Origin of the sequence: Streptomyces sp. NBC_00322 (genome assembly GCF_036147535.1) — a bacterium.
GTDB lineage: Bacteria > Actinomycetota > Actinomycetes > Streptomycetales > Streptomycetaceae > Streptomyces.
The window spans coordinates 5,441,223-5,457,813 of the sequence record NZ_CP108019.1; the positions used below are offsets into that span (position 1 = coordinate 5,441,223).

13 protein-coding genes are annotated in these 16,591 nt (G+C 69.9%); 7 read left to right on the top strand and 6 right to left on the bottom strand.

All coding sequences use genetic code 11. The annotated features are described in order from the left end of the window. Positions 1-15 precede the first annotated feature (15 nt). A complete protein-coding gene (locus OG905_RS24895; protein WP_328677296.1) occupies positions 16-918 on the bottom strand; it encodes an ABC transporter permease in 903 nt (300 codons plus the stop codon). 130 nt (positions 919-1,048) lie between these two features. Here OG905_RS24895 and OG905_RS24900 point away from each other — a divergent pair, with 130 nt between their 5' ends. Next, on the top strand, positions 1,049-1,654 hold the full coding sequence (locus tag OG905_RS24900) for a TetR/AcrR family transcriptional regulator (RefSeq protein ID WP_328677298.1): 606 nt from the start codon (positions 1,049-1,051) through the stop codon (positions 1,652-1,654). 73 nt (positions 1,655-1,727) lie between these two features. Here OG905_RS24900 and OG905_RS24905 read toward each other — a convergent pair whose 3' ends face one another. The 4 genes from OG905_RS24905 to OG905_RS24920 form a co-directional block, all read right to left on the bottom strand. Then, on the bottom strand, positions 1,728-2,609 hold the full coding sequence (locus OG905_RS24905; RefSeq protein ID WP_328677300.1) for a carbohydrate ABC transporter permease: 882 nt from the start codon (positions 2,607-2,609) through the stop codon (positions 1,728-1,730). Then, a complete protein-coding gene (locus OG905_RS24910) occupies positions 2,606-3,889 on the bottom strand; it encodes a carbohydrate ABC transporter permease (RefSeq protein ID WP_443043985.1) in 1,284 nt (427 codons plus the stop codon). Before OG905_RS24910 ends, OG905_RS24905 begins: the two co-directional genes overlap by 4 nt. Before the next feature lie 69 nt (positions 3,890-3,958). Beyond that, positions 3,959-5,317: an ABC transporter substrate-binding protein gene (locus OG905_RS24915; protein ID WP_328677303.1), complete on the bottom strand. Its 1,359-nt coding sequence runs from the start codon at positions 5,315-5,317 to the stop codon at positions 3,959-3,961. Positions 5,318-5,535: 218 nt separating this feature from the next. Then, positions 5,536-8,865, bottom strand: coding sequence for an FHA domain-containing protein (locus tag OG905_RS24920; protein ID WP_328677305.1), 3,330 nt, complete (start codon positions 8,863-8,865; stop codon positions 5,536-5,538). A 457-nt stretch (positions 8,866-9,322) separates the two neighbouring features. On the opposite strand from OG905_RS24920, the gene OG905_RS24925 reads away from it, so the two are divergent. The 4 genes from OG905_RS24925 (at position 9,323) to OG905_RS24940 (ending at position 14,395) form a co-directional block, all read left to right on the top strand. Further along, positions 9,323-10,969, top strand: a complete 1,647-nt coding sequence (locus OG905_RS24925) for a serine/threonine-protein kinase (protein ID WP_328682581.1) — start codon at positions 9,323-9,325, stop codon at positions 10,967-10,969. A 134-nt stretch (positions 10,970-11,103) separates the two neighbouring features. Beyond that, positions 11,104-12,342, top strand: a complete 1,239-nt coding sequence (locus OG905_RS24930) for a serine/threonine-protein kinase (protein WP_328677307.1) — start codon at positions 11,104-11,106, stop codon at positions 12,340-12,342. A 49-nt stretch (positions 12,343-12,391) separates the two neighbouring features. Next, positions 12,392-13,498, top strand: a complete 1,107-nt coding sequence (gene prfB / locus OG905_RS24935; RefSeq protein WP_328677310.1) for a peptide chain release factor 2 — start codon at positions 12,392-12,394, stop codon at positions 13,496-13,498. A gap of 270 nt (positions 13,499-13,768) precedes the next feature. Beyond that, positions 13,769-14,395: a hypothetical protein gene (locus OG905_RS24940; RefSeq protein ID WP_328677312.1), complete on the top strand. Its 627-nt coding sequence runs from the start codon at positions 13,769-13,771 to the stop codon at positions 14,393-14,395. Between the two features lie 89 nt (positions 14,396-14,484). On the opposite strand, the gene OG905_RS24945 is transcribed toward OG905_RS24940, so the two are convergent. Further along, positions 14,485-14,679, bottom strand: a complete 195-nt coding sequence (locus OG905_RS24945) for a hypothetical protein (RefSeq protein WP_328677314.1) — start codon at positions 14,677-14,679, stop codon at positions 14,485-14,487. A 249-nt stretch (positions 14,680-14,928) separates the two neighbouring features. Here OG905_RS24945 and ftsE point away from each other — a divergent pair, with 249 nt between their 5' ends. Together ftsE and ftsX are read left to right on the top strand one after the other, a co-directional pair. After that, the gene (gene ftsE, locus OG905_RS24950; RefSeq protein ID WP_328677316.1) at positions 14,929-15,618 is read left to right on the top strand and encodes a cell division ATP-binding protein FtsE; all 690 of its coding nucleotides are present in this window, start codon (positions 14,929-14,931) and stop codon (positions 15,616-15,618) included. Positions 15,619-15,627: 9 nt separating this feature from the next. After that, entirely contained in the window at positions 15,628-16,545 is a 918-nt protein-coding gene (gene ftsX, locus OG905_RS24955; RefSeq protein ID WP_328677318.1) for a permease-like cell division protein FtsX, read from the top strand. The last annotated feature ends 46 nt before the right edge of the window (positions 16,546-16,591 follow it).

Sequence of the window (16,591 nt, forward strand, 5' to 3'; positions counted from 1 at the left end):
GGGATTACCTGGGAGTCAGACACGGCCGTACTCCTCCTCTGCCTTCCAGAAGTAGATGAACCCGCCCACTCCGAACAGGAGCGCCCAGCCGAGGGCGACGGCCCAGACGTGCGGGGGCAGTTGGGCGGAGGTGTAGCTCTCGATGAGCGCGAAACGCATCAGGTCGATGAAGACGGCGGCGGGATTGCACTCCAGGGCGACCATCACGACATGCGGCAGGTGCGCGCCCTTGAGGACCTTGTCGATGCTCCACATCACGCCGGAGGCATACATCCAGGTGCGCAGGACGAAGGGCATCAGCTGGGCGATGTCGGGGGTCCTGGCGCACAGCCGCGCCATGATCAACGAGAAGCCGGTGTTGAAGACGGCCTGCAGGATCAGGGCGGGGACGGCCAGCAGCCAGGTGAGCTTGGGGAACTCCCCGAAGCACATGAGGATCATGACCAGCGCGCCCATGGAGAACAGCAGCTGCTGGAGCTGGAGCAGGACGTAGGAGATGGGCAGGGTGGCGCGCGGGAAGTGCAGCGCCTGCACCAGGCCCATGTTGCCGCGGATGGCGCCGCTGCCGGTCATGATCGAGCTGGAGGTGAAGGTCCAGATGAAGACGCCGGTGACCAGGAACGGGACGAAGTCGGGGACGCCGCGGCTGGTCTGGAGCAGGATGCCGAAGATGAAGTAGTAGACCGCCGCGTTCAGCAGCGGGGTCATGATCTGCCAGACCTGGCCGAGCTTGGCGCGGCTGTACTGCGCGGTGAGGCGGGCGGTGGCGAAGGCGCCGATGAAGTGGCGTCGTGACCAGAGCTGCCGGACGTAGTCGGACAGCGTCGGCCGGGCACCGCTGACGGTCAGCCCGTGCCTGAGGGCGAGCTCACCGAAATCCTCCACGAAGGGGGGAGGGGCAATCGTCTGCGTGCTCACAGGGGCGGCCACTTTCGACGGGGGCAGGGTGGACGCTGGCGATGGGACGGACCCGTATCGTCGCTACGATGAGAGTAGGACGGTCCAGCGTCGCAACGCAACCGTGTCGTCGTGACGGTAGGATCCGGGCATGACCACGGACCCTGGAACCCCACGACGCGCCCCCGCGGGAGCCGCAGTGCTCCGGGAGGACGTGACCGATGCGATTCGCGCCGCCGTCTTCGAGGAGCTGGCGGCGGTCGGCTTCGCCCGGATGTCGATCGAAGGGATCGCGCGGCGCGCGGGCGTCGGCAAGACCGCGGTCTACCGGCGCTGGAAGTCGAAGCTGTCGCTCGTGCTCGACCTGGTCTCGGCCTTCGCCTCGCAGGGGCTGCCGGCGCCGGCGACGGGCTCGCTGTACGGAGACGTACGGGCGCTGCTGGAAGTGGCCTCGCACGCCCTGCGCCACCCGGTGGCCTCCCAGGTCATCCCGGACCTTCTGGTGGAGGCGGCGCGCCACCCGGAAATCTCGGACGCGATCAAGGCGGCGCTGCTGGACAGCCAGCAGGGTGTGGCGGCGGTGGTGGTCCGCGAGGCGGTGTCCCGCGGCGAACTCCCGCAGGGAACGGAACCGGACCGGGCGCTGGACCTGATCGTGGGGCCGCTGTACTGGCGGCTGGTGGTGGTGCGGGGCGGGTTGCCGAAGGGATACCTGGACGAACTGGCGAGGTCGGCGGTGGCGGGGCTTCAGGTTTGACAGGGGCTCGGCGGGGCTCCGCCCCGGACCCCGCTCCTCGATCGCCGGAGAGGCTGAATGTTCAGCCCGTACGTCACTTCACCGCCCCCGCCATCACCCCCGTCACGAACTGCCGCTGGAACGCGAAGAACACCGCAAGCGGGATGATCATCGAGACGAAGGCCCCCGGCGCCAGCACGTCGATGTTGTTGCCGAACTGCCTCACCTGGCGCTGCAGCGCCACCGTGATCGGCGCGCTCTCCGAGTCGGCGAAGATCAGGGCGACCAGCATGTCGTTCCAGACCCACAGGAACTGGAAGATGCCCAGCGACGCGATCGCCGGGCCGCCCAGGGGCATCACCACGCGGGTGAACAGGCGGATCTCGCCCGCGCCGTCCAGCCTCGCTGCCTCCAGCAGTTCCCTCGGGATCTCCGCGAAGAAGTTCCTCAGCAGGAAGATCGCGAAGGGGAGCCCGAACGCCACATGGAAGACGATCACGCCGACCGTCGTCTCGAAGATGCCGAGCCAGCCGAACAGTTTGGAGACCGGAACCAGCGCGACCTGGACCGGGACCACCAGGAGGGCGACCACCGCGATGAACCACCAGTCGCGGCCGGGGAAGTCCATCCAGGCGAAGGCGTAACCGGCCAGCGAGCCGATCACCACCACCAGCAGGGTCGCGGGGACGGTGATCAGGACGCTGGACAGCAGGGAGTCGGTGATCGCCTCGTTGTCCAGGAGCCGTGAGTAGTTGTCGAACGTGAGCTGCGCCGGCGCGCTGAACACCTTCCACCAGCCGCTCGCGCTGATGTCAGTGGGCCCCCGCAGCGAGGACAGCAGCAGCCCGAACGTCGGCAGCAGCCAGAACAGGCCCACCAGGACGAGAAAGACGCGCATCACGCCACCGCCCGCGCGCGCCGCGATCCGTACTGGGAGGGACTGCTTCGCCTTCACCACACCGTCGGTCGTGGTCATCGGCGGGCCTCCCTTCGCATGCGCCGGATGTTGAACAGCATCACCGGGACCACCAGCAGCAACAGGAGTACGGCGATCGCGCTGCCCAGCCCCAGATTCGAGTCAGTGCCGAACGAGGAGCGATAGAGCTGGAGCGCAAGGACATTCGCATCGTCCTGCGCGGACCCGGGCGCGATGATGAAGACCAGGTCGAAGATCTTCAGCACATTGATCATCAGGGTGACCAGCACCACCGCGAGCACGGGAGCCAGCAGCGGGACCGTGACCCTGCGGAAGACCTGCCATTCGTTCGCGCCGTCCACCCGCGCCGCTTCGAGCAGTTCACGCGGCACGCTCGCGAGCCCCGCCGCGATCAGCACCATCGCGAAGCCCGCCCACATCCATACGTAGCTGCCGATGATCGCCGGAGTGACGAGCGAGGGTCCGAGCCAGTTGACGCCGTTGTACGGCTCGCGGAAGTTGTCGGCGGGCAGCCGCAGTTGGGCCCCGTCCGCGGAGGCGGGCAGTGTGAACGTACCGTCCGCGCCCGCCCGCGTTGAGGCGACCACCTTGCCGTCCTTGACCGCCTCGACCTTGATGCCCTTGAGGCCGAGCTCCTTCGCGTCGATGGCATTCGCCTTGCCGCCGCCGCCCTTGGTGAAGTCCAGCCACGCGGTGCCGGTGATCTTCCCGTCGTCCGGCTGCGCCGCCGTCGCGGGCTTCGCGCCGGACGGCATCTTCTCGGCCGCGATACCCACCAGCGGGAGCTGGACCTGTTGGCCCGCGGTCACCGGCTCCTTGGTGACGAACGACCCGCCTCCGCCCCCCTTGAGCGGGGCGAGTGCCGGCGGATGCGCCTTGGGGAATCCGGCCGACTCGGCGAAGGTGTCATGCACGCCCACCCAGACCGCGTTGGCGACCCCGCGGTCCGGATCCTGCTCGTACACAAGCCGGAAGATGATGCCCGCCGCGAGCATCGAGATCGCCATCGGCATGAAGACGATCAGCTTGAACGCCGTGCCCCAGCGCACCCGTTCGGTGAGTACGGCGAAGATCAGACCGAGTGCCGTCGAGACGGTCGGCGCGACGACCACCCAGATCGCGTTGTTCTTGACCGCGGTCAGGATGCTGTCCTCGGTGAAGATCTCCTTGTAGTTGTCGAGCCCGGCGAACGAGCTGCCGGACTGGTCGAAGAAGGACCGGTAGAGGGAGTACCCGATGGGGTAGACGACGAGCGCGCCCAGCAGCACCAGCGCGGGCAGCAGAAAGCCGACCGCGACGATTTTACGTGTGCCTGTCACGCTCTTGCGTTTGTCGGCGGGGGGAGCCGGACGCGCCGGACCCCCCGCGGTCGCCGCGGTTTTCACCCGTCAGCTCTTGTACGCCTTGGCGGCGTCCGACTCCAGCTTCTGCTGGGCCCCGGCCACATCCTTCGGGTTCTTCAGGAAGTCCTGCAGGGCCTTCCACTCACCCTTGCCCGGCGTGCCGCCGAACGACTGCGGCATCTGGTCCGACATGTCGAAGCGGAAGTCGTCGCCAGCCGCGATCAGCGCCTTGGCGATGTCCCGCTGCACATTGTCGGGGTACGCGGACAGGTCCAGCGACTTGTTCGGGGAGAGGAATCCGCCGGCAGAGGCCGAGATCTTGGCCGCGTCCGGCGAGGCCAGGAAGGTCAGCAGCGCCTGTGCGCCCTTGCTGTCCTTCAGCGCCACCGCCGCGTCGCCGCCCGTCACCACGGGAGCCAGCGCGCCGACCGCCGGGAAGGGGAACACCTTCGCGTCCGTACCGATCTTGGCTTCGGTCTGCGCGATGTTGACGGTCACGAAGTCGCCCTCGAAGACCATCGCCCCCTTGGGCTGGTCGCCCCCGCTGAAGGTCTGGGTGACCGAGGCCGGGAACTCCGTCTGCAGCGCGCCGTCCGCGCCGCCCGCGATCAGGGCGGGCTTGCCGAAGAGCTCGCCGAGCGTGGTCAGCGCGGTCTTCACCGAGGCGTCGGTCCACTTGATCTTGTGCTGGGCGAGCTGGTCGTACTTCTCCGGGCCCGCCTGGGAGAGATAGATGTTCTCGAACCAGTCGGTGAGCGTCCAGCCGTCCGCGCCCGCCACCGAGACGGGGGTGACGCCCGACGCGGAGATCGTCTCGGCCGTCGCCAGGAAGTCCTTCCAGGTCTTCGGCTCCTTCGCGCCCGCGTTCTCGAAGACCGCGTTGTTGTACCAGACCAGGGACTTGTTGGCGGCCTTGTAGTACACGCCGTACTGCGTGCCGTCCACCGCGCCGAGATCCTGCCAGCCCTTGGAGTAGTTCTTCGCCAGCTGCGCCTTGGCCTCGGGACCGACAGGCTTGGCCCACTTGCGCTGTACGGCCTGCTGGATCGCGCCGACCTGCGGGAGCATCGCCACATCGGGGGGAGAGCCGCCCGCGATCTTCGTACCGAGGAAGTTGACGATCGGGTCCTGCGCGGGCACAAAGGTGACCGTTGCTCCGGTGCGCTTCTCGAACTCCTTGAGGACCTTGGTGAAGTTCTCCTGCTCGGGTCCGCTCCAGACCGCGGCGACCTGCACCTTCTCGCCGTTCAGCTTGGGCAGTTGGACGCTCGCCGCGGGTTCCTTGCCGCCCTCGCCCGGTTTCGTCTTGTCGTCGTCCTTGTTGTCACCGCAGCCGGCGATGGCGAGAGCGCCGATGGCGGCGAATAATACTGCGGCCCTGCCGGTACGAAGAGTTGTGCGCATCACTGCCCCGTCTCTTCCGTGCGCGATCCGTGCGCTGTCCCGAACGCCTTCCCGATGCCCGCCCTAGCGCCTTCCCGAACACCTTCCCGAACGCCTTCCCGTGCCGACAGGTGTACGCCCGGTAAGAGGGCGTCGCAATACCGCGTCAGGTGTCAATAGGGCTTTTGTGATGGCCTTGTGACGTGATGTCACGTCAAATGGCGTGAGTACGCCATCGGTCAGGGGCGGGCCGGTGAGAGCGGAGGCACGGGCGCGGCATCCACCGAGCGCGCGGCACGCTCCAGCGCACTGGCCAGCAGCGCAAGGTCCGTTGGACCGTTGCCGAGTTCACGCACAGGGCGGCGAGCGGGCGGATCACCCATCCGCTCCCATTCGAGCGGTACGACAGTGGGGCGCGAGGTCGCCGTACGCGGAATGCGTCCCGTCACCCGGCCGCTCTGGAACGGCGTCACCCGGCCGTCCGGATGTCCGAGCCTGCCCCGCCCGGGAGCGGGATCCTCCGGCCCCGGAGCGGCAGGCGGCGCGTCCAGCACGACGCGCAGTCGCGCGCCCTGTGCCAGATCCGTGTCGACCGTGCGGTCCGGGCGCGCGGACGTCGCCACCAGATGTATGCCGAGCCGCTCGCCGTCTCGGGCCACGGCCTCCAGTGCTCGTACGACGGAACCCGCCGCGGGGCGTCCCGTACTGCCGAGCGCCGGGGCGACCAGCGCGTCGAAGTCGTCCACCAGGACGACCAGCCGGGGCAGCGGGGCCGGGCCCTCCGCCTTCGTACGAGCACCGGGGCGCAAGCGCAGCGTCCCGCTGGTGGGGGAGTCCAGGTCACCGCGCTGCTCGGCGGCGCTCGGCGGGCGCTGGCCCACCATGCGGTCCGCGAGCTCGCGCTGGGTGTGCCACTCGGCGAAGCCCACGCTTCCCAGCAGCTCGGAGCGGCGCTTCAGCTCGGCACCCAGCGCCTGGGCGAAGACCCGCATACGGACAGGGTCCGAGGCCACCAAGTGCTCGGTGACATGCGGTAGTTCCGTACAGGCCGCGAGTCCTTCGCCGCGCTCGCCGCCCGCTCCGTCGACGAGCAGCAGGCCGAGCCGGTCGGGGCGGCCCGCGGCGGCGAGCGAGGCGGCCACGGAGCGCAGCAGCTCCGTACGGCCGCTGCCCGCAGGGCCTTCTATCAGCAGATGCGGGCCCTCCTCGGTCAGATCGACGGCGAGCGGGCCGCGCGGGCCGGCGCCGAGCACCACGGTGCCGTCGCCCGCCGAGGCCCAGCGCGCCATCAGCGAGGCAGGGGTGGCGCGGGCCAGCTCCAACTCGTCGAGCAGCCGCGAGGCACGGGGCAGCGCCGTGGCCCTACCGGGGTGCGTGCCGCCGCCCTCGGCGCGCAGCGGCGCGAGCGCCCGGCCGAAACGCTCGGCCCAGGCCGCCGACACCGCGTCCACCGCGCCGACCGTGCCATGGCCCACGGGCCGGCCCTCGGTCGTACGCATCAGCCGCAGCGCCGTCGCCACATCACCGCTGAGCAGGGCGACCGCCCCGCACTCGCGGAACGCGAGCGAGGCCGCGCACGCCGACTCGTAGGTCGCGGCGACCGGGGAGAGGGGCGAGGCGGCCGGAGTCTCGGCCAGACAGATCAAATGGATCCCCGAGGCCCAGCCCGCTCCGGCCAGCCGGGCCGTCGTCTCGCGCAGCACGGCCGATCCCGGGTCGCCGTCGACTATGACGACCGTACGGGCGCTGTCGTACCGCTCGGCGGCATCCGCGAGCGACCTGCGATCGGCGCTCGGCCAGCCGGGGCCGAGGGGGCCGTCGTCCAGCCTGCGGGTGAGTTCGGCGGTGCGGGCGGTGGCCTGGTCCCGGTCGTACGCGAGCAGCAGACGGCAGTCCTGGCCGTGCGCGGGCCGCAGATGCGGCAACCAGCCGAGCCACGCCCACTCCGCCCTGCGCTCCTCCACGCTCCGGGCCCGGTCCGTACTGATCAGCACGATCTCCAGATCCACGGGCGAGTGCAGCGCGGCGAGCTGGGCCACGGCGGAACGGGCCAGTCCGGCCAGCCGTGCCCTGGGCCCGGCGAGCCCGAGCGAACCGGCCTCGCGCAGGGCGACGGTCACCGGCACGGAGGGCAGCTCGGCCCGCTCGGCGGTGCCGAGCCGCAGGACGAGCGACTCGGGGTGCGCGGGTCCGCGCTCCCAGAGCCGGGGGCCGGGGCCGAGAGCGGTGAGCAGAACCGCGGCGGGGTCCGGCCAGCTCTCGACGAGGGGCGCGGCGGCGACGGGCGGTCCGGGCTGCGGAGGGAGCTCGGCGACGGGCTCCTCCCGCCCTCCGGCCAGCCGCCGCGCCCAGGCGCCTATGCCGCGCTTTCGCGGAGTGCTTTCGGGCAGCCGGGTGCCGCGCGGGGGCGTCCTCCCGGTGGTACGGCTGTGGGCCGCGGGAGCCTCGTCCGGGGCATCGGTCGCCCTGGAGTGCGTGCTTTCCGGGTTGTACGTATAGAGCGTCCCGGCATTGCCGCGGGCTGCGCCGGTCGGTGCTACGGGAGAGGTGGGGTCGTACTGCGGGGGCACGCGGTGCGGGTCGGGGTGGCCGGCGGGATCGGCGTCCGGGCCGGCGCCGGTGCCGTCCTGGCGGGCCCAGCTGGGGGTCCGCGGTCCGGGACCGCCGGTGCCGGACACCCCGGCGCCGGACCAGCTGGAGGGCGAGCTGTCGGACCCGCCCGACCCGGAGCCGACCGGAGCGGAGCTGCCATACCCGGACCGGCCGGATGCCGCGCCGCCGGACTCACCCGGAGCCGTACCGCCGGATCCGTGGGCCCCCGGTGCGGACCCGCCCGGGGTCGCACCGCCTGCCCCTGCCAGTCCGCTGCCACCCTGCCCCGCATCCGCAGTGTCCGGTCGCGTCACCCGCAAGTGGCCCTCGCCGTCCGGCGCCGTCGCGAGTGACTGCGCGCGGTCGCCCTGGGTCACCCGGAGCGTCGACTCGCCCAGGCGCAACAGCGCCCCCGCGGGCAGCCGCACCGGGTGCGTTCCCACACTCGTGCCGTCCAGCGTCGTGCCGTTCGTCGAGTCGAGGTCCGCGACCGTGACGCGGCCGTCCTCGGCGACCGTGACCGCGCAGTGCAGGCGCGAGACGTCCGGGTCGTCCAGCGGCACGTCCGCGTCCGCGGAGCGGCCGATCCTGATCTGGCCGCCGTGCAGCAGATGGACTCCGCCCGCGTCGGGACCCGCGATCACATGGAGCTGCGCCGAGGCGTCCGTACCCGGCGCATCGGCCTCGCCCGGGACCTGGAGGGAGAGCACCGCGCCGTCCACCAGCGGCGGCTCGCCCAGCGTGCGGCGCTGCGCGTCGAGCCGTTCCTGCCCCGCGTACAGCACGACGGAGCCCGAGGCGTCGGGTCCCGAGACGGCCGCGGCCAGACCGGAGGCGACGGCGGCCAGCGCCGTCCCGGCAGGCGCGGTGATCAGCACGTCGCAGGAGCGTCCCGCAGAGGACTGGCCCGCAGGGGAGTGTCCCGCGGCCGCGGATTGCCCGCAGCGCGGCGCGAGGACAGTCAGCCGGATCTGCATCGCCGTCAGCAATCCCTTCTGCGCGGGGTGCCCGGCAGGGGAGCCGCCCTGTGATCCCCCACCCGGCAGGTCGGCACGCGCCGCGAGGCTCCCTCCCTCACGACTCCGTGCTGAGGGCATCCTCGCACCTGCCACTGACAACACGCCCGGGGGTCACCGGTAAGTGATCTTGAATGTTCGGCTCTGGCCGTAAAAATGCCTGGTTGGGGTCTGCTCCGGAACGACAGTGATGTCTGCGGCACGGACGTTCGGCAACCATCCGTGCGATGCCGACGTCTTTCTTTCGAACAGCGCCGGAAGCGGAACCGTAAGAGGCACTGAAACAGGAACGGTAAGAGGGAGATGGTGACGACCGGCGGGTGCGTCGTCCGGCGGCACTAAAGTGGGTCGGACACCCATGGCCGGGCACAGTGCCACGGGACCACGCAAGGACCACGATCAGCAGGGAGCACATGACGTGCGGCCGGTAGGCAGCAAGTACCTGCTCGAGGAGCCCCTCGGGCGCGGCGCCACGGGTACCGTCTGGCGAGCGAGCCAGCGCGAGACCGCAGGCGCCGAGGCGGCCGTGGCCGGCCAGCCCGGCGAGACCGTCGCGATCAAGGTCCTCAAGGAGGAGCTGGCGAACGACGCGGACGTGGTGATGCGCTTCCTGCGTGAGCGCTCCGTCCTGCTCCGTCTGACCCACCCGAACATCGTGCGCACCCGCGACCTGGTCGTCGAGGGCGATCTCCTCGCGCTGGTCATGGACCTCGTCGACGGCCCCGACCTGCACCGCTACATCCGGGAGAACGGCCCCCTCACACCGGTCGCCGCCTCCTTGCTGACCGCCCAGATCGCGGACGCGCTCGCCGCCAGCCACACCGACGGCGTCGTCCACCGCGACCTCAAGCCCGCGAACGTCCTGCTCAAGACCGACGCCGACGGCCAGATGCACCCGATGCTGACCGACTTCGGCATCGCGCGCCTCGCGGACTCCCCGGGCCTGACCCGTACGCATGAATTCGTCGGCACGCCCGCGTACATCGCGCCGGAGTCCGCCGAGGGCCGCCCGCAGACGTCCGCCGTCGACATCTACGGCGCGGGCATTCTGCTGTACGAACTGGTCACCGGCAGGCCCCCGTTCGCGGGTGGCACCGCGCTCGAAGTGCTCCACCGCCACCTGAGCGAGGAGCCCCGCCGCCCCACCACGGTCCCCGAGCCGCTGTGGACGGTCATAGAGCGCTGTCTGCGCAAGGAGCCCGCCGAGCGGCCCAGCGCCGAGAACTTGGCCCGCGGGCTGCGCACGGTCGCGGCCGGTATCGGCGTGCACTCGTCCGCCGCGCAGGTCGAGGCCGCGCTCGGTGTCGCCGCGCTGCTCGCCCCGGACCCGGCGCCCGCCCAGGTCCCGCAGGTTCCGGGTGCCTCCGACGCGACGCAGGTCCTGCCGGGCAATGCCGGTTCGTACGACCCCAACGCGGCGACCAGCGTCATGCAGCAGACCGGCAACCCGCAGTCCGGCAACCCGCAGCAGGGCGCCGACCCGACCGCGGTCATGCCGCCCGTCCCGCCGGGCCAGCCGCGTCCGGAGGACCCGCACCCCTGGCAGTCCCAGCTGCAGGCGGCCCGCGACCGCAACGAGCAGACGCAGGTCCAGTACCTCGACCCGAGCCAGGACCCGCTGCGCCGCCGCCCGCAGCGCCAGCAGCAGCGGCCCCAGCAGCCGCCGATGCACCCGCAACAGCAGCAGTACGCGCCTCAGCCGCAGCGCCCACAGCCTCAGCGCCCACAGCCTCAGCGGCAGCAGTACGCCCCGCCGCCGCAGCAACAGCAGTACGCACCTCCGCAGGCGCCGCCCCAGCAGCCCGCACCGCGTCAGCCGAGGCCGCCGCGCCAGCGCAGCTCCAACCCGATGCGGATCCCGGGCCTCGGCTGCCTCAAGGGCTGCCTTTTCACGCTGGTCCTGCTCTTCGTCGCGGGCTGGCTGATCTGGGAGCTGACGCCGCTCCAGGGATGGGTCGCCCAGGGCAAGAGCTACTGGGAGGCGATCGGTGACGGCATCTCGAAGCTGTCGGACCTGATCTCGGAGCTCGGCGGCAGTTCGGACACCCCCAACACGGGGCAGTAGTAACGACTCTGCGGATTTGTCGACTTCTGCGGCGTGATTTCTCCCGCAGAAGTGACAGTTGGCGCCATCCGGGGCACACAGCCCCCGGATGCCCGCGTACCTTGTGGGCAACGCCAGCCGCTGAGGGAGCAGTCTTGGCACGGAATATCGGCAGCCGCTACACCGCCCACCAGATCCTGGGGCGGGGCAGCGCCGGCACGGTGTGGCTCGGCGAGGGACCCGAAGGGCCCGTCGCCATCAAGCTGTTGCGCGAGGACCTGGCGTCCGACCAGGAGCTGGTCGGACGCTTCGTACAGGAGCGCACCGCCCTGCTCGCACTCGACCACCCCAAGGTCGTCGGAGTCCGCGACCTCGTCGTCGACGGCAACGACCTCGCGCTCGTCATGGACCTCGTACGCGGCACGGATCTGCGCACCCGTCTCGACCGGGAGCGCCGCCTCGCGCCCGAAGCGGCGGTCGCGATCATCGCGGACGTCGCCGAGGGCCTCGCCGCGGCCCATGCCGCCGGAATCGTCCATCGCGACGTCAAGCCGGAGAACATCCTCCTCGACATGGAGGGTCCCCTCGGCCCGGCCGGATCCCACCCCGCGCTGCTCACCGACTTCGGCGTCGCCAAGCTGATCGACACCCCGCGCCGTACGAAGGCGACCCGGATCATCGGAACCCCGGACTATCTCGCCCCCGAGATCGTCGAGGGCCTGCCGCCCCGGGCAGCGGTCGACATCTACGCCCTGGCGACTGTTCTCTACGAGCTCCTCGCGGGCTTCACACCCTTCGGTGGCGGCCACCCCGGCGCGGTCCTGCGCCGCCATGTCACCGAGACCGTGGTCCCGCTGCCCGGCATCCCCGACGAGCTGTGGCAGCTCGTCGTCCAGTGCCTGGCCAAGGCCCCCGCCTCCCGGCTGCGCGCGTCCGAGCTGGCCAGCCGTCTGCACGAGCTGCTCCCGCTGCTGGCGGGAATGCCTCCGCTGGACGTCGACGAGCCGGACGCCGAGCCCGCGCCTCAGTCGTACGAGGACCCGGCCCCCGCCACCCCCGGCGAACCCCGCCGCCGGGGTGCCGTCCCCCTCGTCCCCGGCGCGGCCCCCGCGGACTCCAACCGCGACACCCACACCTCGATGCGCGTCCCGGCCCCGGACGAACTCGCGGGCGGCGCCCGCGGCACGGCCCGCGCACCTCGCACCCCTGGCCAGCGCCGCCCGGGCTCGGCCCGCCACAAGTCCGAAGCGGTCCGTAAGCGCCGTATCACCCTGGGCGTCGCGGCACTCGCCGTGGCGGCGGCGGTGGGCGTCGGGGGCTGGCTGGCAACGAGCGACGACGGAGGGGACGCGCCCCCGCGGGACTCGAAGCAGTCGAGCCCGGCGGAACCCTAGGTCGGGCCTGAGGGGTCTGGCTCCCGCGGCCAGCCGTTACGCTGGACCCGTGGCAGTCGTCGATGTATCCGAAGAGCTGAAGTCCCTCTCCTCGACCATGGGGTCGATCGAGGCCGTCCTGGACCTCGAAAAGATGAGGGCAGACATTGCCGTGCTCGAGGAGCAGGCCGCGGCCCCGTCCCTCTGGGACGACCCGGAGGCGGCGCAGAAGATCACCAGCAAGCTTTCGCACCTCCAGGCCGAGCTCCGCAAGACCGAGGCGCTCCGCAGCCGGATCGACGACCTGAGCGTGCTCTTCGAGCTCGCCGAGGCCGAGGACGACGCGGACACCCTCGCCGAGGCCGAGTCCGAGCTCACCGATGTCCGCAAGGCGCTGGACGAGATGGAAGTCCGCACTCTCCTGTCCGGTCAGTACGACGAGCGCGAGGCGCTGGTCAACATCCGCGCCGAGGCCGGTGGCGTCGACGCCTCCGACTTCGCCGAGCGCCTGCAGCGCATGTATCTGCGCTGGGCCGAGCGGCACGGCTACTCCTCCGAGGTCTACGAGACGTCGTACGCGGAAGAGGCCGGCATCAAGTCGACCACCTTCGTCGTCAAGGCCCCGTACGCCTACGGCACGCTCTCCGTCGAGCAGGGCACCCACCGTCTGGTCCGCATCTCGCCGTTCGACAACCAGGGCCGCCGCCAGACCTCCTTCGCGGGCGTCGAGGTGCTGCCCGTCGTCGAACAGAGCGACCACGTCGAGATCGACGAGTCCGAGCTGCGCATCGACGTCTACCGCGCGTCAGGACCCGGCGGACAGGGCGTCAACACGACCGACTCCGCCGTCCGGATCACGCACATCCCGACCGGCATCGTCGTCTCCTGCCAGAACGAGCGCTCCCAGATCCAGAACAAGGCGAGCGCCATGAACGTCCTCCAGGCAAAGCTGCTCGAACGCCGCCGCCAGGAGGAGCAGGCACTGATGGACTCCCTCAAGGGCGACGGCGGCAACTCCTGGGGAAACCAGATGCGTTCGTACGTCCTGCACCCGTACCAGATGGTCAAGGACCTGCGCACGGAGTTCGAAGTGGGCAACCCGCAGGCGGTACTTGACGGCGAGATCGACGGCTTCCTGGAAGCCGGAATTCGCTGGCGCAAGCAGCAGGAGAAGTAACAGCTCGCTTTGTCGACAAGGGAACTGCCGCCCCGGGGGCGGCGGTTCCCTTTTATGTCACAGTTGCTTCCCTGCAGGTCAGGCAACCGCCCCTATACCGGACATCGCACGCGCAACGAGCTTGACGCGTCCGCGGAAACTCGGAAAGCTGACGCGCGGCATGCGTATCTACTGGGGCGCGTGTGAATGGGGGCCGAACGAAACCGCCCCCAGCGGCAGTTGCCCCGGACGCTGCTCCATTGACAATGAGCTACTGGGGGTAGCAGCCAGATGACTAAGAAGACGCGGATCCGAGTAGCGCGTATAGCCGCCGGCGCGGTGATCGCCGCCGGTGCGTCGCTGACCGCCGCGGGCGCCGCCTCAGCCGTCGGTGTCGACATCAACGTCGGTCCTCTCGGTGTGCGGGCCAACGCCGACGAGAACGGCCTCGACGCCGGTATCGGTGTCGATGAGCCCACCGGCACTCCGACGCCGACGGAGGTCCCGACGGAGGTCCCGACGGAGGTTCCTACCGACGTCCCGACCGATGTTCCTACGGACGTTCCCACCGATGTCCCCACGGACAAGCCGACGGGCAAGCCCACCGACAAGCCCACCGGTAAGCCGACCGGCAAGCCCGACAAGCCCGGCAAGCCGACCAGTGACCCGTCCGAGGACCCCTCCGAGGACCCGGGTAACGGTGGCAACAACAACAACCCCAACGGTGGCTCGGACAACACCGACACCGACAGCGCCGGCTCCCAGCCGGTCGAGCAGGGCAAGGCCAAGGAGGAGCTGGCGGAGACCGGTGCCGCCGAGACCACCTTCCTGCTCATCGGTGCCGCGACGATGATCGCCGGTGGCATCGGCTTCCGTATGCTGCCGCGTCTCGCCGGTGGTGGCCGTACCGCTGCGTAAGCGGATGTAGGCGGATGTAAGCCGAAACATCACACAGAAGGAGGGCCCGGGGTGCGCTTCAGCACCCCGGGCCCTCCTTTGCGTATGTCCTAGGCGGTCTGGTGCGCCGCCAGCAGCGCCACCGCCGCTATCAGCACCACCAGCAAGGTCAACAGCGCCACGGGGCTCAAGCCACCGAAGGCGCCCTCCTGCTGCAGCCGCTCGCGGTTCGCCCGGCAGACCGGGCAGCGACCCTCTGTGACCGGGGCCGCGCAGTTGGCGCACACCAATCGGTCGTAGGTCATGCGCTCTCCTCCTCCCGCGCGCCGGAGCCGCAGGCGCGGACCGTAAGCACAGTTCTCTTCCGACAACGCTCAGGGAAACGCGACTGTTCCCCTACCACTGTGCCAGCTCGCGCGCTTTTCGGCGCGGCCCGCCGGATTACACCCATTCCGTGACCGGACAAACTACGCAACCCGTGACGCCGACTGCGAGCGGCAGCCCGCTTCGCGTAGTGTCACGCTCACCTACCCCCGGCCGACCGTGGTGCACCCGTGATCCGATTCGACAACGTCTCCAAGACCTACCCCAAGCAGAGCCGCCCCGCCCTGCGCGACGTCTCCCTCGACATCGCCAAGGGGGAGTTCGTCTTCCTCGTCGGCTCGTCCGGTTCCGGCAAGTCGACCTTCCTGCGGCTCGTTCTGCGTGAGGAGCGCGCCAGCCAGGGCCTGGTCCACGTCCTCGGCAAGGACCTCGACAGGCTGTCCAACTGGAAAGTGCCGCACATGCGCCGCCAGCTCGGCACCGTCTTCCAGGACTTCCGCCTCCTGCCCAACAAGACCGTCGCCGAGAACGTGGCCTTCGCCCAGGAGGTCATCGGCAAGCCGCGCGGCGAGATCCGCAAGGCCGTGCCCCAGGTCCTCGACCTGGTCGGCCTCGGCGGCAAGGAGGACCGGATGCCCGGTGAGCTCTCCGGCGGTGAGCAGCAGCGTGTCGCGATCGCGCGGGCCTTCGTCAACCGCCCCATGCTGCTGATCGCGGACGAGCCGACCGGCAACCTCGACCCGCAGACCTCCGTGGGCATCATGAAGCTGCTGGACCGGATCAACAGGACCGGTACCACCGTGATCATGGCGACCCACGACCAGAACATCGTCGACCAGATGCGCAAGCGCGTCATCGAGCTCGAAAAGGGCCGTCTCGTCCGCGACCAGGCACGCGGCGTCTACGGCTACCAGCACTGAAAGGACGCCATGCGCGCCCAGTTCGTCCTGTCGGAGATCGGCGTCGGTCTCCGCCGTAATCTCACGATGACCTTCGCCGTCATCGTCTCCGTAGCCCTTTCACTCGCCCTGTTCGGCGGTGCGCTGCTCATGCGTGAGCAGGTCAGCACGATGAAGGACTTCTGGTACGACAAGGTCAACGTCTCGATCTTCCTCTGCAACAAGAACGACGCGTCGACCTCTCCCAAGTGCGCCAAGGGAGCCGTAACCGCCCAGCAGAAGCAGCTGATCGAGGCCGATCTCAAGAAGATGGACGTCGTCGATGTCGTCCACCACGAGACGGCCGAAGAGGCGTACAAGCACTACCGCGACCAGTACGGCGACACCCCCATCGCGTCCACCATCACGCCGGACCAGATGCAGGAGTCGTTCCGCGTGAAGCTGGACGATCCCGAGAAGTACAAGGTCGTGGCAACCGCCTTCGCGGGCCGCGACGGCGTGCAGTCCGTCCAGGACCAGCGCAACATCCTGGAGAACCTCTTCTCCCTGATGAACGGCATGAACATCGCCGCGCTCTTCGTCATGGCGCTGATGCTGGTGATTGCGCTGATGCTGATCGTCAACACCGTGCGCGTTTCGGCGTTCAGCCGCAGGCGTGAAACCGGAATCATGCGGCTGGTGGGAGCATCCAGCTTCTACATCCAGATGCCGTTCATCATGGAAGCCGCATTCGCCGGTCTGCTGGGCGGTGTTGTCGCCTCCACGATGCTGCTGGTCGGCAGATACTTCCTGATCGACCACGGTCTTGCGCTCTCCGAGAAGATGCAGTTGGTCAACTTCATCGGCTGGGACGCCGTGGTCACCAAGCTGCCCCTGGTGATCGCAATTGGGCTGTTGATGCCCGCCATGGCGGCTTTTATCGCATTGCGCAAGTATCTCAAGGTGTGACAAGCACCCCTGGCGCCGTACGGTCAACCGCCGTACGGCGCCCTTC